This is a genomic window from Shewanella sp. SM23, assembly GCF_025654295.1.
Classification (GTDB): Bacteria; Pseudomonadota; Gammaproteobacteria; order Enterobacterales; family Shewanellaceae; genus Shewanella; species Shewanella oncorhynchi.
Genome location: NZ_JAKKRM010000016.1, coordinates 36735 through 61360 on the forward strand (window position 1 = coordinate 36735; position 24626 = coordinate 61360).

Below are 24626 nucleotides of genomic sequence, written 5' to 3' on the forward strand. Positions count from 1 at the left end.
CTCTCCAGTGCTCCTTGACCTATGACCTGCTCGATACAGAATAAAAACCGCAAACGTCATATTTTTGGCACTGGCTAGTTTAGCCGCAAACGCTCGTATTTTATAGATAAATACGTGAATAATAGGATCTATCTGTCTCTAAGACGACATTAATCACCCAAACACTGAACTTCCCCTACTTAGCCTCTATGGGTTCACTGAAATACATTCCTTGCGCTGCGCCAACACCGAGGATTTGCAGTGTCTGCCACTCTTCAAAGACTTCTACCCCTTCGGCGCAGACTTGTACTTCCGTTCGATATAAACCACCAATCAAACTGCGAATAAATAATTGGTTTTCTGGTCGTAAATGAATATGACGCACGATGGATCTGTGTAACTTAATTAAATCAAAATGGCATTCGCGAATGTAATAAGTACCGACAACCTGCTGACCCACATGGTCGACACATAATCTCGCGCCCATTTTACGGATCATATCTAATTTAGGCTGCAACTTTTCTTGATGTTGAATAACGATATCTTCAGACACTTCGAAAATCAGTCTCGTGGTTAGATGGCGATATTCTAATAGCGTCGTTTTTAGCCATTGAGTGAAGGCTCGGCTCATTAGCGAATCCAAACTCAGATTAATACTGTATATCTGCGGCGCTGATGTCTTAATTGTTTGAGCATTCGATACGCCGTCTGCTAATTCATTCGACAATAATAACAATACCCTCTCAATAATTTGCCGTTCGACCTGTGGCATTAAGCCACATTTATTCGCCATAGGAATAAAGAGTGTGGCACGGATTAACGCCCCCTGATTATCCCGAGCCCGCGTAAATATCTCTTTATGGTGTTCATTACCATCTGAATCAATTATCGGCTGGCTAAAGGGGAAGAATCGCCTTTGCACTAACGCGTTTTCTAAAAAGCTTCGCCAACGCACTGAGCCTTTGGCAAACTCTTCATCAATCGCGCCTTTGTCGTACATAAACCAATTACTATTACCCTGTAATTGTGCCGCCCTTAAGGCCATATCGGCTTCTTCAATTAACTGAGCCGCATTATCGCCTGCGGTAAAATAAGCGCATCCGAGGTGGAAAAAGTTATCGCTATTCTCAACATCAGGCAAAGGCTGGCTTAGACATATCTTGAGTAGTTTGCTGGCAAATTGATCCGCTTCAATTAAGGAGATTTGCGGCACGACTATGGCAAATTGATTATGGGAGCGACGGGCAAAAATACTATTAGCTTGAGTTTGCAGCAATTGACTTATCGCATTAACTGTCGAGTTTAATAGCTCTTTCGTCACGGCTTCACCTTGGGATTGCTGCAATAAATCCAGATCATCCATTTCTAATAAATAGATTACCCCGTGGGCAAGCATAGCCTGATTATGACTAAGGGCGTCGAGACGATTATTCAAAAAGAGTCGGTTACCAATGCGAGTTTCCGCATCGAGAAAGGTATTAGAACGGATGAATTTGTCGAAACGCCCCCGCTCCTTTTGAGCGTCTTGTAACTCTTCTAACAACTTAGTCAAAGCACGGTTAATCAGCCTTGGTTTACCATTTCCGGGGGTAGCGAGTGCTTGTTCATGCTTACCTTGCAGAATCAATCGACTGCGTAAGGCTAATTCTTCAATGCCATCGAGCTGCTGTGAAAACCATAAATAACCAAAACGCACTAAGGCAGCCACGGCTAAGATACCGACCAACAAAATCAGAATTTCATACCAACTGAAAGTGTAATGTTCAAAGGGCTGAGTCAAGGTTAACTGCATACGCAAGCCTGATGTCGGCTCTAGCACATGGTCATACACCATCGCATTTTGCGTAGAAAGGTTGCCTTCATAGGCAAATAATACTTCATCTTTCAAGGTCAACCGAAAATTAACGGCATTGTAAGCAAGCAGCATGGGCGGTAGCCAAGCCTCTAGCTCCCAATCAGGTTGGTGTTGGAACTGATCCACTAACATAGTTTCGAGTTCAGCTACTTTTTGCTGTTGAAATTTATAGGTCAGCTGCACGAAACTCATCATAGCGCTCAGCAAAAATACGAAGGCGATAGCGGCTAATGACATTAACCAAAAGCTGGTTAATTTTGTAGTTAACATTCGGGTGAATTTCATCTATCCGCTATCCTGCAGGATTATTATAATTATTTGTGCGATTTTAACAGGAGTACAACAAAGTTGTCCGTTGATTATTCAGTAGCATAACCTAAAAGGCAACTAAGACGCTGTGACTTTAATGTCCACTTAAAAACAAAAAAGAGGCTAATTAGCCTCTTTTTAATGTTTTTACCACTTTTAGCCTAGTCGGCGTATTTAGGTAAAGTGGTGATCGCAGCCACACCAGAGTCGATAGCCGCTTGTGCAACAGCACGGGCAACATTTGGCAATAAACGTGGATCCATAGGTTTTGGCAGCACGTATTCTGGGCCAAAACTCAGCGACGTCACATTAGGGTAAGCCTTCAATACACTCGCAGGCACTGACCCTTTTGCCAGTGATGCAATTGCATGAACTGCCGCAATTTTCATCTCATCATTAATGCAAGACGCACGCACATCCAATGCACCACGGAAAATAAATGGGAAACACAATACGTTATTCACTTGGTTTGGATAGTCGCTACGACCCGTACCCATGATCAAATCACTACGCGTTGCATGAGCAAGTGCAGGTTTGATTTCAGGATCTGGGTTAGAACACGCAAAAATCACTGGCTTATCGGCCATCAGCGCGACTTCTTCTGCACCAATGACGTCAGGACCTGATAGACCTAAAAATACGTCTGCGCCTTTAATAACATCAAGAAGCGTGCGTTTGTCAGTATCATTCGCAAATAGTGCTTTATATTCATTAAGATCTGTACGGCCAGAATGAATAACACCTTTAGTGTCTAGCATGTAAATATTGGCGCGATTCGCACCGCATTTTACCAGCATAGTCATACAAGCGATGGCAGCAGCACCCGCGCCCATACACACAAAAGTCGCGTCGCTTATCAACTTGCCTTGAATTTCCAGCGCATTGATCATACCCGCCGCAGTCACGATTGCGGTGCCGTGTTGATCATCATGGAATACAGGCACTTTACAACGAGCAATCAATTCACGTTCGATAACAAAGCATTCGGGCGCTTTAATATCTTCAAGATTGATACCACCAAAAGTGTCAGCAATCGCAGCAACAGTATTGATAAATTCCTCAGGCGTATTATGCGTAATCTCAATATCTGTCGAATCGATATTCGCAAAATGCTTGAACAATAATGCTTTACCTTCCATTACAGGTTTAGAAGCCAAAGGGCCCAAATTCCCTAAACCTAAGATAGCCGTACCATTGGTAATCACGGCAACCGTATTACCTTTATTGGTATAACGATACGCATTGTCAGGATCTGCAGCGATTTCGCGTACTGGCTCAGCCACACCAGGGCTATAAGCTAGGGCGAGATCGTGACTCGTTTCGGCGGGTTTGGTAAGGCAAACTGCGGTTTTGCCTGGTATGGGAAATTCATGATAATCGAGTGCTTGTTGACGAATATCTGACATTTTAAAATCCTGAAATGCGACATTTATAATTTATGAGAGTAAGACCTACCAACACACATCTAGTCTCACCAAAGGGTGATGTTAATAGTCTGGCTGGTCGGGGTAAGATACGCCAATAAGGGGAATTTATAAATAAGAGATTCATAAATTTCACTTTAGCCGCCAAATAGACCCTCTAAGCTTAGTTTTATAAACTTATCTCCTATAATAAAGCTGCATTTCTTAATATGTTTTGTAGGAAACAAACATATATTTTGTAGTTACTGCGCTAGTTGTAGCGACTTAATCTCAAAAATGTTGGTTAAATTACAATATATGGCGACTAGCATATTTATCTTATAGTTAATTGCTATAAATAAGTCGAATTATACACTTGAACTCTCAATACTGAATAAGTTGACGATTTATTGAGTGAAGTCGTACCAGCTAGATATGTAGAATAAGCGGAATAAAGAAAATCGACGAATAACACAAAGCAAAAAGGCGCCATAGGCGCCTTTTCTAGAAACATTGCAATCGCAATTATTTCTTTGCAAGCACTGCGAAGCGCTTGTTGAATTTGTCGATACGACCGCCGGTATCAACAACTTTTTGTGTACCAGTGTAGAATGGGTGACAAGCACCACATACGTCTAAATGCAGATCTTTACCAGCAGTAGAGTTTACTTTGATAACGTTACCACAAGTACAGTTTGCAGTGATGATAGCGTATGTTGGGTGGATACCTGGTTTCATTGGGGTTACCTCAAAAGTGTAAGGCCATGTCGCTCTTCCAACCCGTAGTCGGACACCACATGCATGTTAATAACAATATGTTTAGGGCGCAGAATGGTACAGCATACCTACAAGGGATACAAGTAGATTATCTGAGCGTTTGCCGGTTAATCCGTGTCTATTTTGACTTTAGTTAAGCGGCTTATTTTTCCGCTTCTTTAGCCTCAAATACCGCCCGCGCCTCTTTAGCATCAGAATGCTGATCCAAAATCATTTTCGAAGGACAAGATAGCACCGCATTGCTCTTGAGTGCATTGATTCTATTCTTCGAGAAAGCCACAGGATTTGCCTCATAAATCGCCAACATAGCGCCATATACACTCACATCCCAATCCTTGGCATATCGATTAGCGATACGCCACAACGTCTCGCCAGCAAGATACGTTAAATGGCAATGTTCGGGCGTCTGTGAGGCCGTTTCAGCAATATTCTGTTTTTGCTCATTATTTGCCGTTTTCACTATTTCGGGAACCACAGTTTCAGTTGCAGCGTTTTCAACAGCCCCTTTTTCAACAGCAATCGTCTCAGAGGTTTTAGCGAAGGCGTTTATCTCAGTAGCCGACGTATTTTGTTTATCCGCTGCTTCAGGAAATCTAAAGCCAGTCACCACTTCTACCGTTGGCACTTTGGATTGGGAATTTGCAGCAGTAGCAACAGTCACTGCGGGCATTACCTCTTCAAGTGGCTTTGATTCTGCCACCACTTTTACAGGCTTAATGCCCACTTTATCCGCACTTTTGGGGGCGCCCGCTGTGGTGGTATTTTTAGTGTCCGAAACCGCTTTTGTCGTTAACGCGGCAGAGGCCGGTTTAGCCGCACCGAATAAATTGATACTTTTGACGTCATACCATCGGTCAAGGCGATACTCTCTCACTAAGAGTTTAGCGCTGCTATCCTTCACATCTTCAACGCCAGTGAGTAAAACTAAAAAGCGATTAATCTCCTCAACCATTAACCTTTCTTCGCCGCTAGCTTGCTGCACGACAAACTCTAAGCGCGACATATCTTGATTGTCTGCGATCACATTCACCCTGAGTTTAGGGTAAGCGCCTAATTCAAACATCCGGCTATTAATGCTCACATGGGAGACTTGTGCCATGCTAGGTGCGCTGCACACCAAAGCAAGTAGACCTAATGATTTCACTATATTAGCCATTTATTTACTCTCAACTATCCTTGGTAAACCATCATTAGGGCTAGCCCTAGCCAGCCGCGCTGAGTACACTAAACCACATTCTTGTCTAAGACTTGCCTGCATATGTCATTGTTTGTCGAAGTTGCGTTACCTGTGCCTATGCGGCAAACCTTTAGCTACCGCGTACCCGAATCCTATCCTAGTACACCGCAAATAGGTGTGCGCGTTAAAGTTCCCTTCGGTCGTCAACAATTGATCGGGTTAGTCACAGGTATCACTGAGTCTTGCAGCTTAGCCCCAAAGCAAATTAAGTCTGTGCTCGAGTTTATCGACGATAAACCTTTACTGCCTGAATCACTTTATAAATTAACTCTTTGGGCTGCGAGATACTATTTTTGCAGCCAAGGGCAGATGCTAACCCAAGCCTTACCTGTGGCCCTGCGTAAAGGGCTCGATGCCGCGCCACAAAAGATCCAATTCTGGCAATTAACTGAAATAGGCCAAAATATTGCGCCCGAAGCGGTTAAACGCGCACCCGCACAGAAAAAACTACTCGAGTTACTCAAAACCGCCAGCTTAACCCAAGAAGAGGTTATCAGCTTAGACATCAGTAAAGTGGCGCTTAAAGCCCTAGAAGATAAAGGCTGGGTGGCACGCCATGAAAAAATTGCCGAGCTTAACCTCGACTGGCGCACCACACTCGAAATGGACGAAACGCCACATAAACTCAATAAAGAACAAGCCGTCGCCGTTGCCACTTTAAATCTGCAACAAGGATATCACTGTACTTTATTAGAAGGCATTACCGGTTCGGGTAAAACGGAAGTCTATCTTGCTGTACTCGAAGAAATCCTCAAGCAAGGCAAACAAGCGTTAATTTTAGTGCCTGAAATCGGCTTAACACCCCAGACAATCAATCGCTTTAAGCGCCGCTTCAAAGTCAATGTTGCCATTTTGCATTCAGGGTTAACCGACAATCAGAGACTCGAAGCATGGCGCCAAGCCCGCTGTGGTCAGGCTGCAATCATTATCGGCACCCGCTCAGCCTTGTTCACACCTATGGCGTATCCCGGCATCATCATACTCGATGAAGAACACGACAGTAGCTTCAAGCAACAGGAAGGTGTTGGTTATCATGCCCGCGACTTGGCAGTCATGCGTGGCCATTTAGAAGCGATTCCGGTGATTTTGGGCACAGCGACGCCCTCACTCGAAAGTCTACAAAATGCCTTAAGCGGCCGTTACCATCATTTACAATTGGGTGAACGCGCAGGTGCGGCTAAAAAAGTGCGCCAAGGCATTATCGACATTAAAAATATGCCGCTGAAAGCCGGTATGTCAGTGCCGCTACTGAACGAAATCCGCCTGCATTTAGACGCAGGCAACCAAGTCTTGTTGTTTCTCAATCGCCGCGGCTTCGCACCAGCCCTGCTTTGCCACGAGTGTGGGCACTTACACGAATGCGACCGCTGCGACGCGTTTTTCACTGTACATCAATCCCTTGGCGAAATTTGCTGTCACCATTGTGGCAATCAATACGCTATCCCTAAGCAGTGCCACAAATGTGGCAGCACTATGTTGATGGGCCAAGGCATAGGCACAGAACAGCTCGCCGAAGCGCTGCAACAGGAGTTTCCGAAACATCCCGTGGTGCGCATCGACCGTGATACGACCCGCCTAAAAGGCTCATTAGAAACCCACTTAAATGCGATTCATAAGGGAGAATATAAAATCCTCGTCGGCACGCAAATGCTGGCTAAGGGCCACCACTTCCCTGATGTCACGCTTGTTGGGTTACTCGATGTCGATGGCGCCTTATTTAGTGCCGACTTCCGCGCACCTGAGCGCTTTGGGCAACTCTATACCCAAGTTGCAGGGCGCGCAGGGCGCGCCAGTAAACCCGGCACGGTATTATTGCAAACTCACCAGAGCGACAATCCCATTTTGCGGGATTTGCTGCACCGCGGTTATGGCGAGTTTGCTCGCAGCCAGCTCAAAGAGCGTCAACAAGCACTGCTGCCGCCAGCATGGCACATGGTGTTGGTGCGCGCCGAAGCACATTTAGCCAGTGATGCCGATAACTTTCTCAACGCCTTCGCCGCGCTTTTGCCCCAAGATAAAGAATTTGAGGTGATTGGTCCTATGCCAGCGCCCTTAGATAAAAAAGCCGGCAAGTTCCGCCGCCAACTCTTATTCCAAGCTAAAAACCGCAATCGCTTGCAACAAGAGTTTGAACGTATTCATCCGCTTGTAGAACAACTTATCGAAGCTAAACGCTGCCGATGGAGCTTAGACAGAGATCCGCAGGATCTCCTCTGAGTCGAGTATTTGATAAGTATTTAAGCGCCATTTGATAAAAAATCATCGGGAAGATAGCAATTGTTAACCACAAACGGCTAAAATATGCGGTTATTCCCTGTATTCACTCTTAAAGTTAGTGCCGATTAGAACCCATGAAATCACATATCCAATCATTACTTGAACAAACTCTAGAATCCTTTAAACAACAAGGTATTGTGCCTGCTGACTTTGAAGCACGCATTCAGGTAGATCGAACCAAGGATAAGAGTCATGGCGACTTGGCAACCAACTTAGCCATGATGCTGACCAAGGTCGCAGGCAAGAATCCACGCGAATTAGCCCAACTGATCATAGATACTTTACCGGCTTCGGCTTTTGTGGCTAAGGTTGAGATCGCAGGTCCTGGCTTTATCAACTTTTTCATCAACGACAGCGCCTTAGCAGATCAACTGCAAAATGCCGTCAACGATGAGCATTTAGGCATTAAGTTACCGACACCACAAACCGTTGTTGTCGATTACTCTTCACCCAACCTCGCCAAAGAAATGCATGTAGGCCATTTACGTTCAACCATCATTGGTGACAGTGTTGTGCGTGCGTTAGAATTTTTAGGCCACAAGGTTATTCGTCAAAACCATGTGGGCGACTGGGGCACACAATTTGGTATGTTGCTGGCCTATATGGAAGAGCTGCGCGCCAAAAATGGTGAAGAAGCTCAACTTGAACTGTCTGATTTAGAAAACTTTTATCGTGCCGCTAAACTGCGTTTCGACGAATCAGCAGAATTCGCAACCCGCGCTCGTCAGTTAGTGGTCGAACTGCAATCTGGTGACGAGTATTGCAACAAACTGTGGCGCGAATTTAACGATATTTCGTTAAGCCACTGCCATGAAGTCTACGCCCGTTTAGGTGTGAGCCTGACCCGCGCCGATGTACACGGTGAAAGTGCTTATAACGCCGATCTCGAGCAAGTGGTTAAAGATTTAGATGCCCAAGGTTTATTAACCGAAAGTAACGGCGCTAAAGTCGTATTCCAAGAAGCCTTCCGCAACAAAGAAGGTGAGCCATTGCCTGTTATCATCCAAAAAGCCGATGGCGGCTATTTGTATGCCACCTCAGATCTTGCGGCAATGCGCTACCGCTCGAACGTGTTAAAGGCCGATCGCGTCCTGTATTTTGTTGACCTACGTCAGGCACTGCATTTCCAACAAGTCTTTAGCCTAGCGAAACTGGCTAAGTTTGTCCGTGAAGATATGTCGTTAGAACACTTAGGTTTTGGCACTATGAACGGCGAAGATGGCCGTCCATTCAAAACCCGTAGCGGCGGTGTCGTTAAGTTAGTTGACCTGTTAGAAGAAGCCAATGTGCGCGCGCTAGAACTCGTTCGTAGCAAAAATCCTGATATGGATGAGGCCACGCTGACTGAAATTGCCCGTGTCGTTGGGATCAGCGCCGTTAAATATGCTGACTTGTCGAAAAACCGCACCAGCGATTACATTTTCAGCTTTGAACAAATGCTCAGCTTCGAAGGCAATACCGCACCTTACCTGCTGTACGCTTACACCCGTGTTGCGGGCATATTCAAGCGAGTAACCGATCTGGATCTCAGCCAAGCGAAAATCGTGCTTGAGCATGAAAAAGAGAAAGATCTGGGTAATAAGTTGGCACAGTTCGGTGAGATCCTCAATCGTGTTGTCGATAAAGGTCAGCCGCACGTACTGTGTGCTTATTTATATGAATTAGCGGGTGCTTTCTCTAGCTTTTACGAAGCTTGTCCAGTGCTTGCCGCCGATAATGACGCGCAAAAGAACAGCCGTTTATTACTCGCGCAACTGACGGCTCGTACGTTACAAAAAGGCCTAAATCTACTCGGTATTGAAACCTTAGAGCGGATGTAAGCCATGAGTAATCGCGATTATGCCAATAGAAGGCCGCAGTCGGGCGCTAAACCGCGCCCAATCCGCGCGACTCGCCCAACTCGAGCAAAGCCTTCACAATCTAAATCGGCGCCGCGTAAGAAGCTGCCGCTGACCTTGATAGGCTTTGTCATACTCGCTGTGGGTTGTTTCGTCTATTTCCTGTCAAGCATTAAAGATAATGCTAAGCAAGAAGTGAAGCCGATACCCGCTCCAGCCAAGAAAACGGAAGTACAAGTTAAGCCTCAAGAGACAGCAGTGCTTACTCCTAAGGTCAAAGAACCTGAACGCCAAGCGGTCGTTATCCCAGTAGAGACAACTGAAACTGCTGAGCTTATTGTTCCGCCAAAGAAAGATCCAAATGCTCTGCCACCACAACCAAAGGAAGAATGGACCTATCTCAACGAGCTTGAAAATAAGCATGTTGAGGTCGATATTCCCGATATTGTTGCGAGCAGAACACCGATGCAATATCAGTTGCAGTGTGCTTCTTTCCGCCAAGAATCACAGGCGAACGAGATGAAAGCTGTCATCGCTTTCCAAGGTTTAGAGGCGCAAGTGAGACAAGTCGAAGGTACAACCGGCGTATGGTACAAGGTTGCTTTAGGCCCCTTCGAGCGTAAACGTGATGCAGAGCGTAAACGTCATACACTGCAAAAAGCGGGGATTAATGGTTGCCAGATTCTAGCGATTCCTAAATAAGGCTTTAGCCTACTCCTGATAGACTATTAAGAATAAATAGCGGCCAGCGTTTTATCGCTCGTCGCTATTTTTTTGTCCGTATAACATGACTCACTCATTGACTCTGCCCGCCCATAAAAAGTCAGTTTTAAACAACAACTCATTTCAAATTTGCTGATCTACTAAATTTATAACCCATTATTTGTAAACAACAAAATCCTTTATTAAGAAAGATTAATATGCAGTTTAATTGACCTAGATCAAACTTAGGCGTATCTCTTAATTAACAGCAAGACCGCTGTATCTGTGTCAAATCCAACCTCAGGGTGAAGTATTATGAATGCATTAATCGAGATAGAGGCCACCGAATTCAGCCAACTGTTCAAGAGTGGCGACATGCTGGGAATTAGGATGTTTATGGAACATGTGCGCATGCCGCTGGATGTTCAAGACAAGATTTATGACGAAATTTCTGCGCTTCAGCAATTAGAACAAAACCAAATTGCCAAGCTCATTGAAACCCACGCCCATTCCCAAATTCATGAACGCCTAGCTTATTAGCCTTCCATTCAATGAAAAATTTATCTATGCCAACTGCAGCTTCTGGCGGTTCATTCAACAGAAGCTGTATGATCTCCCCGCAATTCGCAACACAAACTGTTATATCATCCAATTAGAGCCAAAAAATAAGGCCAAACACCTGGGTATTTGACCTTAATGAACTAGCTAGTTTCAGATTTTAACCAGAGCCTTAGCTCGGTTTTTCTTCCGTTAAGCCTATGCTATTCATCCAATAATCGAAATCCACCATATTACCCGGTAACACCACTCGACTATTCTTCTGGCTTAAGCCATCGAGCTGTTTAAAGTATTGCTCACCGAGTTGCATCCGCAGGGCATTGTGACCACCCGGCGCGGCAATAACAGAAGCGAGACGTTCAATCGATTCTGCCGTTGCGCGGGAAATGGTTAAAATTTCCTCAGCCTTACCTTCGGCTTCGTTAATCCGGCGCTGCATCTCACCTTCAGAACGGTTTACCGTTTCAGCTTTAACCCCTTCAGAACGGTTAATTTTACTCTGTTTGTCGCCTTCACTCTTAGCCAATAATGCACGGCGCTCACGCTCGGCATTTACTTGCATTTCCATGGCATTTTTAACGGTTTCAGGTGGTGTAATATTTTTAATTTCATAACGATGCACGCGTATTCCCCACAGGGCACCCGCTTGATCTAAGACTTGCACTACCTTAGCTGAAATCACATCACGCTCTTCAAACGTACGATCAAGATCAAGTGTCCCTATGACAGAGCGCGTCGTCGTTTGCGCCAACTGAATTGCTGCATAACGATAATCAGTAATACCATAGCTGGCCTTCACTGGGTCAGTCACAGAGATATAAATCACCCCATCCACTTCAACGTTTACTTCGTCGCTCGAGAAACATTCCTGCGGTGGTACGTCAATGGTTTCTTCTTTCAAATCATGAATAAAAGCCACTTTATCCACAAAGGGGATCAAAGTATGGAACCCTGCATCTAACGTACTGTGATACTTACCTAAACGCTCAACAATAAAAGCCGATTTAGTGGGTACTAGGCGGATCGATTGAAATAGTTTAATCACAAAAATGGCAAATATCAGTCCCCAAATCGCCATCACAATCAAATCTGTATCTACTGGAATATTCATTATCGCGCTCCTTTGCCAAGATTATTCTGGCCACTCATAGTCTGAGTGACTTGCTCCATACCTTCGAAGAAACCTTCAAGTTTTGCCATTTCAGCGGGAACAACAGAGACTTGTGCATCATTGAGGATCTTGCCAACTTGAGCAATAAACTGTTCTTTTAATAGCATATTCATCGCATCTGTACCGCCATTGACGGCTAATGCTTGCGAGATCATTGCCATACCTTCGGATTTGGCTTTGGCTATGATAGCGATCTCCTGACCTGTACCTTTAGCTTCATTAATCCGTTTCTGTTTTTGACCTTCTGACAGGTTAATGGCCTCTTGGCGCTCACCTTCAGACATATTGATCATCGCCGCTTTTTCGGCATTCGCTAAGGTGATTTCGGCACGTTTACGGCGTTCAGCTTCCATCTGCTTCTCAAGAGTGTGGATCACATGGCGTGAAGGCGTGATATTACGAATTTCATAGCGCAATACCTTGATTCCCCATGGCTCGGAAGCCTTATCTATTTCCCGCACGATTGATTCATTTAAGCTATCACGTTCAGAGAAAGTCTCACTCAAACTCAGCTTACCGATTTCAGATCGCATAGTGGTCTGGGCTAAATTCACCGCTGCTTTACGGTAGTTTTCAATGCCATAACTCGCCAATTTGCCATCCATCACTTTTAGGTAGACCAAGCCGTCCACTTCAAGCTGAGTGTTATCTTTGGAGATACAACTCTGTGGCGGTACATCTAATACTTGCTCACGGGTATCGTGACGGTAGGAGACGCGGTCGAAGAAAGGGATCAAAAAATGAAATCCAGGGCTTAATACTGCGCGGAATTTGCCAAGACGCTCAATGACATGCACTTCACGCATCGGCACAATTAACATCAACTTATAAAGAATAAAAAAGATAAATAAAATGACTAAGGTAAATACAAACATAGATTCCATCCTTTAGTTTTTGGAAGCTTCTATTGAAATAGGCTCAACGACTAGAGCGATATTTTCACGACAAATAATTCTGACTTCGGTACCCGCCTCAATAATGCTGCCATCGCCAAGCGCTGGCCATTCACTACCTTGAAACTCCACCCGCCCAGGTGTTTGCCCAGGACCTATGGTCTGCTTTACGCGAACAATTTGATTGTATAGTTCGATTGCTTCATCCGTGTTATCCACATGGGAATCACCACCAACGAGCCTCTGAGTGACTTGTCTGAAAGCCAATAACAACACAATGGCAGAGATAAACCATAGAGTCATGCTCTGCACGACACCTTCGACCAGTCCTATGCCTAACGCACCTGCCACGACTAAACAAGCCGCACCCAGCAACACTATTATGCCACCTGGAACCACTATTTCGGCGAGCATTAACACTAAACCAACCACTGCCCACACTAAAATCGGATTTGAAAACTCCATATTTCCCCCTGAAATGAGAGTGTCCTTTACTGCACTATAACAGCAGAGTTTCGGATAATCGACATAATATGTCAAAATTTACCCTATCAAAACGCACACTCAATCACCTATGACTTAATCCTCATTCTCCCATATCCGCCCACGAAAGCCGTCAGGTTGTTTTAAAATTAAGCATAATCAATTCAAAAAGATAGCAAGCCCCCAATCCACAAGCGGCGCAATGACAATAAAAAACATTAAAAATCAATTATCTAAAAATAAAATTCCTCACTAATGATTATGTGATTTTGACAACAACATTCGATAAAAACTTTGAATAAATGTAAATTTTTGCATATATTGCCCCCACTTTTGAGCAAGTCCTTTGACGTACACTCGCGCTAGGTTTGAACTTACCCATCAAACCATGCCATAGGTCAGAGAGCGGATTGAGTAAGACACGAATTAACTTCGACCTATACAACAGGAAATAACAATGAAAAAAACATGCCTATGCCTAGCACTAATGCTTTCTCCTCAAGCATTTGCGGGTGACTTAGTACAGTGGTGGGATTTCAGTGCAACAGCCCTCTATGGCGAAGACTACGATTTAGCGCCATCAGATAAACAAGCCACTATCACCCTAGAAACGGCTGGCGGCTGGAAATACGGTGATTGGTTTGCCTTCCAAGATTTTATCTATTTCAAAGGTAACGACACGGGCATGCAAAGCACTACCTATGGTGAAATTTCACCGCGTTTCAGTGCCAGTAAAATTCTTGGTGAGAAAATCGCCTTTGGCCCAGTAACAGACTTGTCTCTGGCGTTAACCTATGAAGAAGGTGAAGGCCCAGTCCACAGCTTACTTTACGGTTTAGGGGTTGACGTAGCAGTACCATACTTCACTTATCTTAACTTTAACACCTATCGCCGCGATGGTATGAGCACTGGTAACAATAGTGACGGCTGGCAGTTCACTCCTGTATTTCGTATCGATATCCCTGTTGGATCTGCCAACATAGTACTCGATGGCTTTATCGACTGGGTATTTGCCACCGACGATAACGGCTACGAGGAAAACTTCCATTTCAACCCACAGCTAAAATACGATCTCGGTAAGAGCCTGTTCGGTGATCATCAAGCCAATAAATTATTGGTGGGTATCGAATACGATCTGTGGACCAATAAATACGGTGTGAAAGGCGTCGATCAAGACACTTACTCTGTGATTGCTCAATACCATTTCTAATCGGTATCGGCATAGTTTTAAAGCAACAAAAAAGGTGCCATTGGCACCTTTCTATTCTGAGCACTCACTTTGCAGGGGAGTGTTGCTTAGCTTACTAAAAATTAAGCTAACAATTTTTTCGCTGCTGCAACCACGATAGAAACCGCACTCACTTCAGTTTTCTTCATTGTGGCTTCATTAGGAATTTCTTGTTGGGTGCGGTTTACAATCACACCAGCAACGCAGGCTGCACGCCAACCTTGAGTAGCACACATAGTGAACAAAGTGGAAGACTCCATCTCATAGTTCAGTACGCCCATATCTTGCCATTCTTTCATTGAACCCGCGAAACGACGCGTTACACGGCCTGTGACAGTGTCATAACGCTCTTGGCCTGGGTAGAAAGTATCAGAAGAAGCTGTTACGCCAATGTGTGGCTCAACGCCAGCATCGCGACACGCCGCAACCATAGCAGTGGTACATTCAAAGTTTGCAACCGCTGGATATTCCATAGGTGCAAAATGTAAGCTTGCGCCATCTAAACGCACTGAAGCTTGAGTCACAATCACATCGCCCACATTTACATGAGGTTGGATTGCGCCTGTAGTCCCTACACGCAGGAAGGTATTCACACCTAATTGTGCAAGTTCTTCTACTGCAATAGAAGTAGATGGACCACCGATACCGGTTGAACACACTACTACTGGCTTGCCATCGGCATACGCTAAATAGCTTGTATACTCGCGGTGGCTAGCAAGAAACGTCGCATTGTCCATTAGTTCGGCAATACGTTTTACACGCTCTGGATCACCAGGAACGATTGCTAAGGTTGCACCATCGAGCATCGCTTTGGTCAAACCTAAATGAAATACATCAGCCATTGTGAAAACCCCTTTCATTTTTGATAATTAAATTCTTATAAAATCGACTTTAACCTAGTATCGAAGCGGTGAAGGTTAACTTGATCACAGAATTATCGGCAAGAAGTAATTGTTTAGTCGTAATGAAATTACCAACTACACCAGCATCTGCTCACAAGATAGCAAATTTGCCCATATTTCGAATGTCAGTCTGATTTATACCAAACAAAGTGTGAACCAGATCCAGAACTCATGCCAGAGGCTGTGGCAACAAATACCTAAGATACTGATTTAAAATAGATTAAAATAAATCATCCATTAGTATTAATCTAAGTGACCGCTAAAAGTGATCTAAGTCACGTTTAACGACTTGGTATAAGGTTAGGGTTAAGGCGTAACCTGAAGTGTAGTAAATGACGACAAGGAGAATGCCGATGTTTCCAGAGTACAGAGAATTAATTTCCACCCTGAAAACCCAAGATGCTCATTTTCAACGTAAGTTTAATGAGCATAATCAGTTAGACGAGGAAATCAAACAACTGGAAAAACGTGTCGCCAGTGATTTCAACCCCACTGTGAAAGAACTCAAAAGCAGAAAGTTACACTTAAAAGAGGAAATTTATCAGATCCTCAAATCCCACGAGTAATCCCGCTATTACTCTAAAGACAAATAAGGGCGCCTAAGCGCCCTTATTAATGTCACCACAATCGCTTACAGATAGTAATCCTTCAGCGGTGGGAAACCGTTAAAGCATACTGCTGAATACGTCGTCGTATAAGCCCCTGCGGTTAACCAATACATACGGTCGCCAATGGCTAAGTCATTTGGTAAGCCATAGCTATAGTGCTCATACATGATATCTGCACTGTCACAGGTTGGGCCGGCAATCACGCATTTATCCAGCTCGCCTTGACGCTCAGTATAAATCGGGAACTTAATCGCCTCGTCCATCGTTTCAATCAAGCCAGAGAATTTACCCACATCGGTAAACACCCAACGCTCTAACGCTGTGTAAGATTTTTTGCTGATCAGTACCACTTCAGACACTAAAATCCCCGCGTTAGAGATCAACGAACGACCTGGTTCCAAAATAATTTGTGGTAAATCATCACCAAAATCTTCCTTCAAGAAGTGGGTGATTTGCTCGGCATACACACCCAATTGATTGGTTTTATCAATATAGTTAGCAGGGAAACCGCCACCCATGTTGATCATCTTCAAGGTGATATTGTGCTCATCACGCAAACGGTCAAAAATACTTTTCACTTTACCAATAGCGGAATCCCAAGCACCTATGTCACGTTGCTGAGAACCCACATGGAAAGAAATACCAAAAGGCTCTAAGCCTAATTCCTGTGCCAATACTAATAGCTCATAGGCCATTTCGTTTTGGCAGCCGAATTTACGGGATAACGGCCAATCAGCGGTATCTGTACCTTCGGTCAGAATGCGCACATAAATACGTGAACCCGGTGCTTCTTCAGCGATCATTCGCAAATCAGCTTCTGAGTCAGATGCATACATACGCACGCCACGCTCATAAAATGCACGCACATCTTGGCGCTTTTTAATGGTATTACCATAGCTGACTCGATCGGTTGTCACACCGACATTCATGACCATATCTAGCTCATAAATCGAGGCAATATCAAAGTTTGACCCTTTATCTTTTAGTAAAGATAAGATCTCGGCCGCGGGGTTTGCCTTAACTGCATAATAAACGTTGGCGTAAGGAAAACTATTAACCATGTCATCGTATTGTTTCGCTATGATACTGGTATCGATCACGACGAACGGGGTTGCTTTGTCTTTGGCAAACGCTTCAATACGCTTGAATGTGTCCATATCATAATAGTCAGCAACATCAATAGATTGAAATTGGCTCATTGGGCCAGAGTCTCCTTTGGGTCAGATAGATAACAGTAAGTGTGATGTATTAAAAACGTGCGCAGTAAACGATATTTTTTCGCTTTACGCAACGCATTTTTATGCTGAATTAATAACTTTTTATTCCACAACTCTTTAAGGAACTGAACCATCAAAAAAAGGCGCTATAAAACAAATAATTATGCACACAAACCCTAAGGTAAATTTGTGCTCATTATCAGAATAAAAAGTGAATTTTTTACGACGTTATCGGAAGGGAGATGGATAGACTGGCTGGGGCCAAAATATCCATCTAAAAACAGTTATCTTGAAGTAACAATCACACAGCGAAAAGAAGACTAATGGATGCCTTAAAATACGTCCGTTAAATCGAGTCGTTACTGCGGCTGATTGAGTTTTGCGAGAGCTTGGTTCAAGGCTTCACTGGAATCAAAATAGGCAATGTCCAAAATGTTACGCTGCTTGAGCAATATCATAGTGGCCATATCTTTGTTATCAGGTAATAAACGACTGATCTCACCATCCCTATCTAACCCAATCGCAAAAGGTAAATCTTGCATCTGTGGCACAGCCACAAATTTAGCGATCAAAGAAGGCATACCACTGATATCGGCAACATAAACTAAACCCGTTGGCATTTGAGTCGCGCTCAAGGGAGTAAGTGCATCCTTTATCACATCACCGCCTTTCATGCTGCGACTAAAGAGCAGCACTTGAGTCTCATCAGTCACATTAATGGTTTTATCATTTTGGTCGAGAAGTGAAATGGGATTAATCGCATCTCCGGCAACATAACTCGCAGCATACGCCCAGATTGGGGTTAACAGACAAGACAAACATAACAACAGCGTTTTCATAAACACTCGACTCCATTATTGGATAGGCGAACAGCATACCTGACTCCCCCTATCGACTCATTAAACCAACCACGATTACATGATACGCTTCACACATGAAGGGCGAAAAGTATTTGGTGAAATTTCTACGCTATAATCGCACAGTTAATTTTATTACAAGGATATCATAATGATAACACCTGGACTCGATCAAGAATTGCAGCAACTACAAGGCGTTTATCAACTCATCACCGAGTTTTTAGTCACCTACAGCTTTCAACTCGTAGGTGCTTTGCTGATCTTTTTGTTAGGTTTATGGGTAGCCAGTAAAGTATCACGCTTAGTCGCTAAGCAATTCGACAAACACAATATCGATATCACCCTAAGCAATTTTGTCAGCAATCTTATCCGCATTCTGATCATCGTCATGGTCGGGATTATCGCCCTCGGCAAGATCGGCATCAGTATTACCCCTATGGTTGCGGCAATTGGTGCCGCCTCCCTCGGCGCAGGTTTAGCCTTACAAGGTATGCTAGCGAACTATGCCGCAGGCGTGACTATTATCGTCACCCGCCCTTTTGTGGTAGGCAATACTATTGAAATTAAAGGGGAAAGCGGCGTTGTTAAACGTATCCACTTAGGCATGACCATACTGACCAATGAGGAAGGTGAGCAAATCAGCATTCCTAATAAGCATATCGTCGGCGAAATCTTGCACAACTCCTTCAGCAATAAGCTAGTCGAAACCCAGTTCAATCTCAGTTACAACACAGATCCCGAACGAGCCATTAGTGTGATTACTGAGTTATTGAGCAATAATCCCTATGTTTATCAAGAGACCACACCTAATATTGGCATCAATGGTTTTAATGCTAATGGAATTGAAATGGGGGTTCGTTACTGGGTGCCCACACAAAGCTATTTTCAGCATAAATATAAGGTGAACCTCGCTCTTTATAACACCCTTAAGCAGGCGGGAATCGAGATTGCCTGCCCCATTAGGGAGATCCATCTGCAAGATAAATAACGCTAATGCCCATGGGATTGATCGGCTTAGTCGATCAGCCTAGCCCAAATTGTAAACTTGCATTCTTGTAAAAATTTACGTTTACTATACTCCCAAATATCGATAGTGATGGACTACTATGTTGTTGATACTCATAATTATTGCTTTTATTGTACTGTTTATTTTTTTCGCTAAATATCAAAAAAAACAAGTGCAAGCTAAAGCACTTGCCACAGGTGATCCTACTGCGCTACTCAATCATGGCTTAACACTGATTAATCAAGGCGAAGTCAACTCTGGCCTAGATTATATTCAGCAGGCAGTCGATAAAGGCTTAGCCGTTGCCGCCATTGCTATGGCCGAACTTTATTCCGGTCGATTCCCACAAGTTCCCGCCGATCCCAAGGCATCTAACGATTGGTATAAAAAAGCCGCCGAAATAGAGCCTCAATATTTACCCATGCTCACACTACCTAATTTGCTCTCTTCTGAGTCGCAAACACTCGATGAGTTAATCGCACAGGCAGAACAGCTCAAACCTAATGCCGAAGCGGGGCAAGCCGAGTTTCAATATGAGCTTGCTTACTTGTATCTAAGCCAGCCCTTTCTCGATCCCGATGCTAGCCAAGCAATTTACTGGTTCGAAAAAGCCGCCGCACAAGAAAACCAAAGAGCCTATTACCATTTAGCCACACTCTACTGGCATGATGAGCGCGTCACTTCGGACTATATCAAAGCACGTGAATACTTTGAGAAATCCGCAGCCGCTGATTATGAATTAGCAAAAGATGATCTAGGGCATATGCTTGCTGCAGGCCAAGGTGGACCTAAAGATTTAGCGCGTGCAGAGGCATTACTTAGCGAGCGCGCCGCAGACGATGATTTCCGCCAGTATTATCTTGGTAAACGTTTCCTCTACGGTGAAGATTTTGCTGTCGACTATGACAAGGCGCGCCATTGGTTAAGCCAATCTGTCGCTAGAGGTAATGACTTCGCTAAGATTGAATTTGCTCATCTTTTACTGAAAGCGCCACAAAATGAGAGTGATTACCAACAGGCTAAAATTGACTTTGAAGAATTCGCACTTAAGTGGAATGAAGACGCACTGCTAGGCTTAGGCAAGATTTATGAGCAAGGTTTAGGCGTGAGTCGCCAACCGATTAAAGCGTTAATGTATTACCAGCTCGCGGCCATGAGCAATAGAGCCGATCATCTAAAAGAATTAGCCAGATTCAGTCAGCAACTAGGTACCTTAGAGATAAGAGAGGCTGAGCGTCTACGTGACAGTTTCTTGCATCAGCATCCAATCCCCGCTGAGCAACAACAATATTTTTATTTCTATAAGGCTGAATCATTTTTAAGTGGTGAAAAAACCACTCAAGAGGCTCTACAAGCGGCAGAAGCTTGGTACGTCAAATCGGCAGAGCTAGGTCATGAAATTGCTATGCGGGAGCTGGTCAATATTTACGGCGCAGAACAATTAAATAAACCTATACAAATGTTTATTTGGTCTAGTTTATTGCTACGTCATTTTGGTAAATACGGGATGAATAGCGCTCAACGACTCCATCAAAACACCGCAAAATCATGTTTAACCGAATCCGAACTTGCCTACGCCGAAACTCAAATTGAGGCTATTGAAACCCAATTAACGCCCTATCTTGAGTCGGATAGGTAAGTTTCCTAGCAGCGAATGAGCCCCTGAAAAGGTTTGGTCAGATTTAACAGGCCAAACCGTTTGGTTACAAAATAGAGTGAATTTATAATTACTTAAAAAGCACAGTGGATGTATAAGCACTACAATCAATTATTGACCAAACCTGCGCAGCTAAACGACTCAAAAATAAAACCTAGTCGAATTAACTGTCCAGCCCTAAATTAAAACTGAGCATTTTAATAGGCAAGATGAATGAGGCTGATACTGATCATTGTCATTTCATGCTTATTTCTGTCCCAAGCAAGGGCAGAAACCTCTGCTGTTGTCTGGCAAGCACACTGCCGCGATAGGCATCCTGTTATTTATGTCGAAAATGGTGAGTGCAAAGGCCCAGGTGCAGCTGTCATCAATGAAGTCATCGCCCGCCTAGGTCACAAGATAAATTGGAGTAATGTGCCTTGGGCACGCACAATTAAAGTGGCAGAAATGGGACAAGTCGACCTAATCCCTGTCCATTCGATGACGCCAGAGCGCAACGATTTTCTAGACCCTATGCTTCTAGGATACGACAAGCGCTACGTCTATTACTTTGCCCTTGCGAATAGACAACTTGAAGTCAAACATTTCGATGAACTAAAACCTCATATCATTGGCGCACTTAGAGGCGCTTTTTACTGTCCGCAGTTCAATGACAATCAAAACCAACTAAAAGTGTCTTTTGTTAATGATAACGGTCAGTTAATCAATATGTTGAAGGCTGAGCGTATCGATTTAGCCATCACCTCCGAACAGCATGAGATGCAATTTTTTGCCAAAGATCCCCAACTCAAACAGATGGCATACGTAGATATCAGCAAAAATGGCCGCTATTTCAGTATTCCGCTCATGTCGCCGCAGCATCAATATGCCAAGCAAGTTCACCAGATAGTCGACGACATGCGCACCTCAGGTGAAATTACTCAACTATTTAAATCCTACGGCGTCGAGCCTCCACTTAATCTCACTGAATCGCCCTTAGCGACTCACTAATCTGAATGCTGATAACCCAAAACTAACTTGGAATTAATTCGATCGAGCGGCTAAATGCCGTAACAAGGTCGCCAATGTTGGCGCAACTGCCTGATGGGAGGGATAACACAAACCAATACGACGGAACATTCTCGGACCATCAAATTTCACTTGCTTGAGCCTAGGCTCATCTTCAATCAAACCATCGGGTAAAAAACTCACGCCAAATCCGGCTAACACTAGCGACATCACTAGAGATTTTGACTCAGCCTTAGCGACCAAATTAAGCGACATATTGCTGCACGCCAATAAACCTATCGTTTGCTGATGGGCTTCACAGGGTGGGCACTCAATAAAGTCAAAGCCATTGAGCTGCTCGGGGCGTAGGTTATCTACTTGGGCGAGGGTATGATCCTTGGGGACGCAGAGCACATAATCCTCCTCCCACAGCGGAAAAAATACCTCATCTTCATGGCGCAAGCTGTCGATGCTTAAACGGCAATCTGCGGGGCTTTGATAGTCCACCAGTTCAAGATCTAGCTTATCAATGGCTTGATTCACCTGTTGTAAAAATCCTGCCAAACGCCGCTGGCTTAAATCTGGCATCACAGCCAAACGTAGCTTTTGCCGGCTTGCCTTCGCCATAAACAAGCTTGGTAACTTACTCGCCTCCTCGACTAATTTAACCGCCAAAGGGTATAGATAGTGCGCGCTGTCCAAAGGTTTAACGCCTTTTTTGCTGCGCTCAAATAACTGACCACCAAGCTCTTCTTCGAGTTGCTTTAACCCAGCAGACAGTGAAGGCTGGCTCACAAAGCAACGGTTAGCCGCCGAGGTAATATTGTTCTCTTCAAAAATTGCGATAAAGAAACGCAGCAAACGCAAATCGACCATTTAATCTTCTCCGACAACCGACGAGTTCAGCACAAATTTCAACAATAGTGCCATAGGCTGAGCCTATCATATCCAGCTGGAATAAGTATTTTTCGACTGAAAATCCCCAGTCTATACTGGTTAACAAGTTCAAGACGCCGAACAACAGTTTGTTTACGGCTTACATTGGCTCCAATTAATAGGAAATACTAATGAATCAAGTTACTAAATCACTGGTTGTCATCACGGGCGCTTCATCGGGTATTGGCGCCGCTATGGCCAAAAGCTTTAGCGCTGCAGGCCACCCGCTGCTATTACTGGCACGCCGAGTTGAAGCAATGCAAGCGCTTGAATTACCAAACAGCCTTTCTATCAGCGTCGATGTCACCGACGGTGCAGCTATTAAAACAGCCATAACCCAAGCAGAAGCACAATTTGGCCCGGTCGGCTGTCTTATCAATAACGCGGGAATCATGCTACTAGGCCAAATCGATGTGCAAGATCCCAATGAATGGAGCCGCATGCTCAATATCAATGTGATGGGCGTGCTTAATGGTATTCATGCGGTATTAGCCGACATGAAAGCTCGCAAAACTGGCACTATCATTAATGTCAGCTCAGTGGCGGGGCGTAAAACCTTTCCAAACCACGCCGCTTACTGCGCTACTAAATTTGCCGTGCACGCCTTAACAGAAAACATTCGTGAAGAAGTCGCCATGGATGACGTACGCCTTATCACTATCGCCCCCGGCGCAGTAGAAACCGAGTTGTTGAGCCATACCACCAGCGATGACATTAAAGCGGGTTACCATGACTGGAAAGAAGAAATGGGCGGCGTTATCGCCCCTGAAAACGTCGCCGCTGCTGCACTGTTTGCATGGCAACAACCGCAAAATGTGTGCGTACGCGAAATCGTTCTAGCACCAACGCGCCAGCAACCTTAATCCGTTCTGAGTCTACTTTTATCTAAGTTATCTTGCTTCGAAAGACAACCAAACCTATCCCCAAAATCAATAATGCCAGAGTCAACTCTGGCATTATTTACTTCCCAATAAAGCCTGCCAAACAGCTGCTAAGTTTCAACATCACTACTTTAGTGAGTGCATATTTTACAAAGTGTTAGCTTAATCACAGTCCATTTTTTGTGCTTTAGGCGCAAAACCCGAAACTCAAAGTTATCAGAGCTAATTTAGCACGTAGACTAGTTGATTGTTTTTAAATAAGAAAAAAATAATCATACCGCTCTATAACATCATCAATTAGATTTTTATCAATGAACTTTTTATCAATTAGATTTTTTTAATGAAAGTGATATACCTCAAATTTACACACCGTAGGATTTGATAAATTAATTTACAAAGTGGAATCAATAAAAACACTTAACCAACAAATAAATGTAAATGATCACAAAAAGTAAGGAATGAGATGATGAAAACGTCAACTAAGATAGCAATTGCCATGGCAGTGATCGGCAGCTTAAGTATTAATGCGTATGCCGCAGAGGGAGGTAATCCAAAGAAAGGTAAACATTTGTACAAAAAAGAATGCAAAGTCTGCCATAGCCAAGGCGGTGAAGGTGGTGAACTCACGCCAATGGCCAAAACGATGAGCCAGTGGGATCGCTTCTTTGATAAAGATAAGCACAAATTCAAACCAGAGGTATTCAATAGCCTCTCGGAGCAAGACCTCAAGGATATACAGCAATTTTTGTATGACCACGCCGCCGACTCGGACCAACCCCAAACCTGCGGTTGATCTCTGCCAACGTTATGGCCTAAGACAATGGTAGAGAGCTCCCCTGCAAATGCTCACTAACACATTGAATTA

At 44.1% G+C, this 24626-nt stretch carries 22 protein-coding genes; 11 read left to right on the top strand and 11 right to left on the bottom strand.

The window, feature by feature from the left end:
• Nucleotides 1-175: 175 nt before the first annotated feature.
• The 4 genes from csrD to L5L98_RS17280 form a co-directional block, all read right to left on the bottom strand.
• Nucleotides 176-2119, bottom strand: coding sequence for an RNase E specificity factor CsrD (gene csrD / locus L5L98_RS17265; RefSeq protein ID WP_263142553.1), 1944 nt, complete (start codon nt 2117-2119; stop codon nt 176-178).
• A gap of 185 nt (nt 2120-2304) precedes the next feature.
• Nucleotides 2305-3549: a malic enzyme-like NAD(P)-binding protein gene (locus tag L5L98_RS17270; RefSeq protein ID WP_263142555.1), complete on the bottom strand. Its 1245-nt coding sequence runs from the start codon at nt 3547-3549 to the stop codon at nt 2305-2307.
• 522 nt (nt 3550-4071) lie between these two features.
• On the bottom strand, nt 4072-4284 hold the full coding sequence (gene rpmE / locus L5L98_RS17275; RefSeq protein WP_063883331.1) for a 50S ribosomal protein L31: 213 nt from the start codon (nt 4282-4284) through the stop codon (nt 4072-4074).
• Nucleotides 4285-4465: 181 nt separating this feature from the next.
• Complete coding sequence (locus L5L98_RS17280; RefSeq protein WP_263142558.1) at nt 4466-5479, bottom strand: FimV/HubP family polar landmark protein; 1014 nt, start codon at nt 5477-5479, stop codon at nt 4466-4468.
• Between the two features lie 102 nt (nt 5480-5581).
• Here L5L98_RS17280 and priA point away from each other — a divergent pair, with 102 nt between their 5' ends.
• From priA to L5L98_RS17300, 4 genes are all read left to right on the top strand, one after another.
• On the top strand, nt 5582-7777 hold the full coding sequence (priA, locus tag L5L98_RS17285; RefSeq protein WP_263142560.1) for a primosomal protein N': 2196 nt from the start codon (nt 5582-5584) through the stop codon (nt 7775-7777).
• Nucleotides 7778-7911: 134 nt separating this feature from the next.
• On the top strand, nt 7912-9657 hold the full coding sequence (argS, locus tag L5L98_RS17290) for an arginine--tRNA ligase (RefSeq protein ID WP_105251263.1): 1746 nt from the start codon (nt 7912-7914) through the stop codon (nt 9655-9657).
• A 3-nt stretch (nt 9658-9660) separates the two neighbouring features.
• Nucleotides 9661-10377, top strand: coding sequence for an SPOR domain-containing protein (locus tag L5L98_RS17295; RefSeq protein WP_168825699.1), 717 nt, complete (start codon nt 9661-9663; stop codon nt 10375-10377).
• Between the two features lie 315 nt (nt 10378-10692).
• Nucleotides 10693-10917, top strand: a complete 225-nt coding sequence (locus L5L98_RS17300; RefSeq protein WP_006083282.1) for a hypothetical protein — start codon at nt 10693-10695, stop codon at nt 10915-10917.
• 190 nt (nt 10918-11107) lie between these two features.
• Here the strand turns inward: L5L98_RS17300 and L5L98_RS17305 are convergent, their stop codons facing one another.
• The 3 genes from L5L98_RS17305 to L5L98_RS17315 are packed head-to-tail and all read right to left on the bottom strand — an operon-like array spanning nt 11108 to nt 13464.
• Complete coding sequence (locus L5L98_RS17305; RefSeq protein ID WP_168825701.1) at nt 11108-12046, bottom strand: SPFH domain-containing protein; 939 nt, start codon at nt 12044-12046, stop codon at nt 11108-11110.
• Complete coding sequence (locus L5L98_RS17310; RefSeq protein ID WP_105251260.1) at nt 12046-12981, bottom strand: SPFH domain-containing protein; 936 nt, start codon at nt 12979-12981, stop codon at nt 12046-12048. The genes L5L98_RS17305 and L5L98_RS17310 overlap by 1 nt, the downstream gene beginning before the upstream one ends.
• Before the next feature lie 12 nt (nt 12982-12993).
• The gene (locus L5L98_RS17315) at nt 12994-13464 is read right to left on the bottom strand and encodes an NfeD family protein (RefSeq protein ID WP_263142564.1); all 471 of its coding nucleotides are present in this window, start codon (nt 13462-13464) and stop codon (nt 12994-12996) included.
• 475 nt (nt 13465-13939) lie between these two features.
• Between L5L98_RS17315 and L5L98_RS17320 the strand changes: the two genes are divergently transcribed.
• Nucleotides 13940-14692 (top strand): outer membrane protein OmpK, encoded by a 753-nt coding sequence (locus L5L98_RS17320; RefSeq protein WP_219253753.1) that lies wholly within the window; start codon nt 13940-13942, stop codon nt 14690-14692.
• A 101-nt stretch (nt 14693-14793) separates the two neighbouring features.
• Here L5L98_RS17320 and udp read toward each other — a convergent pair whose 3' ends face one another.
• Nucleotides 14794-15552, bottom strand: a complete 759-nt coding sequence (gene udp / locus L5L98_RS17325) for a uridine phosphorylase (RefSeq protein ID WP_105251257.1) — start codon at nt 15550-15552, stop codon at nt 14794-14796.
• 413 nt (nt 15553-15965) lie between these two features.
• Between udp and L5L98_RS17330 the strand changes: the two genes are divergently transcribed.
• Nucleotides 15966-16178, top strand: a complete 213-nt coding sequence (locus L5L98_RS17330) for a YdcH family protein (RefSeq protein WP_006083288.1) — start codon at nt 15966-15968, stop codon at nt 16176-16178.
• A 65-nt stretch (nt 16179-16243) separates the two neighbouring features.
• Here the strand turns inward: L5L98_RS17330 and L5L98_RS17335 are convergent, their stop codons facing one another.
• Both L5L98_RS17335 and L5L98_RS17340 read right to left on the bottom strand, forming a co-directional pair.
• Entirely contained in the window at nt 16244-17419 is a 1176-nt protein-coding gene (locus L5L98_RS17335) for a type III PLP-dependent enzyme (protein WP_105251256.1), read from the bottom strand.
• A 377-nt stretch (nt 17420-17796) separates the two neighbouring features.
• A complete protein-coding gene (locus L5L98_RS17340) occupies nt 17797-18276 on the bottom strand; it encodes a hypothetical protein (RefSeq protein WP_105251255.1) in 480 nt (159 codons plus the stop codon).
• A 169-nt stretch (nt 18277-18445) separates the two neighbouring features.
• Between L5L98_RS17340 and L5L98_RS17345 the strand changes: the two genes are divergently transcribed.
• From L5L98_RS17345 to L5L98_RS17355, 3 genes are all read left to right on the top strand, one after another.
• Nucleotides 18446-19282 carry a mechanosensitive ion channel family protein gene (locus L5L98_RS17345; protein WP_105251254.1) on the top strand — a complete coding sequence of 279 codons (837 nt, stop codon included), beginning with the start codon at nt 18446-18448 and terminating at the stop codon, nt 19280-19282.
• Between the two features lie 118 nt (nt 19283-19400).
• Nucleotides 19401-20939, top strand: a complete 1539-nt coding sequence (locus tag L5L98_RS17350; RefSeq protein WP_263142565.1) for a tetratricopeptide repeat protein — start codon at nt 19401-19403, stop codon at nt 20937-20939.
• 231 nt (nt 20940-21170) lie between these two features.
• Complete coding sequence (locus tag L5L98_RS17355) at nt 21171-21947, top strand: substrate-binding periplasmic protein (protein WP_263142567.1); 777 nt, start codon at nt 21171-21173, stop codon at nt 21945-21947.
• A gap of 33 nt (nt 21948-21980) precedes the next feature.
• On the opposite strand, the gene L5L98_RS17360 is transcribed toward L5L98_RS17355, so the two are convergent.
• Nucleotides 21981-22820, bottom strand: coding sequence for a LysR family transcriptional regulator (locus L5L98_RS17360; RefSeq protein WP_263142569.1), 840 nt, complete (start codon nt 22818-22820; stop codon nt 21981-21983).
• 191 nt (nt 22821-23011) lie between these two features.
• On the opposite strand from L5L98_RS17360, the gene L5L98_RS17365 reads away from it, so the two are divergent.
• Entirely contained in the window at nt 23012-23743 is a 732-nt protein-coding gene (locus tag L5L98_RS17365) for an SDR family oxidoreductase (RefSeq protein WP_105251250.1), read from the top strand.
• A 481-nt stretch (nt 23744-24224) separates the two neighbouring features.
• Entirely contained in the window at nt 24225-24554 is a 330-nt protein-coding gene (locus L5L98_RS17370) for a cytochrome c (RefSeq protein ID WP_263142571.1), read from the top strand.
• Nucleotides 24555-24626 lie beyond the last annotated feature (72 nt).

Bases quoted from the DNA above. Each gene is read 5' to 3' on its own strand.
- csrD (WP_263142553.1), bottom strand. From the start codon at position 2,119: ATGAAATTCACCCGAATGTTAACTACAAAATTAACCAGCTTTTGGTTA.
- L5L98_RS17270 (WP_263142555.1), bottom strand. From the start codon at position 3,549: ATGTCAGATATTCGTCAACAAGCACTCGATTATCATGAATTTCCCATA.
- rpmE (WP_063883331.1), bottom strand. From the start codon at position 4,284: ATGAAACCAGGTATCCACCCAACATACGCTATCATCACTGCAAACTGT.
- L5L98_RS17280 (WP_263142558.1), bottom strand. From the start codon at position 5,479: ATGGCTAATATAGTGAAATCATTAGGTCTACTTGCTTTGGTGTGCAGC.
- priA (WP_263142560.1), top strand. From the start codon at position 5,582: ATGTCATTGTTTGTCGAAGTTGCGTTACCTGTGCCTATGCGGCAAACC.
- argS (WP_105251263.1), top strand. From the start codon at position 7,912: ATGAAATCACATATCCAATCATTACTTGAACAAACTCTAGAATCCTTT.
- L5L98_RS17295 (WP_168825699.1), top strand. From the start codon at position 9,661: ATGAGTAATCGCGATTATGCCAATAGAAGGCCGCAGTCGGGCGCTAAA.
- L5L98_RS17300 (WP_006083282.1), top strand. From the start codon at position 10,693: ATGAATGCATTAATCGAGATAGAGGCCACCGAATTCAGCCAACTGTTC.
- L5L98_RS17305 (WP_168825701.1), bottom strand. From the start codon at position 12,046: ATGAATATTCCAGTAGATACAGATTTGATTGTGATGGCGATTTGGGGA.
- L5L98_RS17310 (WP_105251260.1), bottom strand. From the start codon at position 12,981: ATGTTTGTATTTACCTTAGTCATTTTATTTATCTTTTTTATTCTTTAT.
- L5L98_RS17315 (WP_263142564.1), bottom strand. From the start codon at position 13,464: ATGGAGTTTTCAAATCCGATTTTAGTGTGGGCAGTGGTTGGTTTAGTG.
- L5L98_RS17320 (WP_219253753.1), top strand. From the start codon at position 13,940: ATGAAAAAAACATGCCTATGCCTAGCACTAATGCTTTCTCCTCAAGCA.
- udp (WP_105251257.1), bottom strand. From the start codon at position 15,552: ATGGCTGATGTATTTCATTTAGGTTTGACCAAAGCGATGCTCGATGGT.
- L5L98_RS17330 (WP_006083288.1), top strand. From the start codon at position 15,966: ATGTTTCCAGAGTACAGAGAATTAATTTCCACCCTGAAAACCCAAGAT.
- L5L98_RS17335 (WP_105251256.1), bottom strand. From the start codon at position 17,419: ATGAGCCAATTTCAATCTATTGATGTTGCTGACTATTATGATATGGAC.
- L5L98_RS17340 (WP_105251255.1), bottom strand. From the start codon at position 18,276: ATGAAAACGCTGTTGTTATGTTTGTCTTGTCTGTTAACCCCAATCTGG.
- L5L98_RS17345 (WP_105251254.1), top strand. From the start codon at position 18,446: ATGATAACACCTGGACTCGATCAAGAATTGCAGCAACTACAAGGCGTT.
- L5L98_RS17350 (WP_263142565.1), top strand. From the start codon at position 19,401: ATGTTGTTGATACTCATAATTATTGCTTTTATTGTACTGTTTATTTTT.
- L5L98_RS17355 (WP_263142567.1), top strand. From the start codon at position 21,171: ATGAGGCTGATACTGATCATTGTCATTTCATGCTTATTTCTGTCCCAA.
- L5L98_RS17360 (WP_263142569.1), bottom strand. From the start codon at position 22,820: ATGGTCGATTTGCGTTTGCTGCGTTTCTTTATCGCAATTTTTGAAGAG.
- L5L98_RS17365 (WP_105251250.1), top strand. From the start codon at position 23,012: ATGAATCAAGTTACTAAATCACTGGTTGTCATCACGGGCGCTTCATCG.
- L5L98_RS17370 (WP_263142571.1), top strand. From the start codon at position 24,225: ATGATGAAAACGTCAACTAAGATAGCAATTGCCATGGCAGTGATCGGC.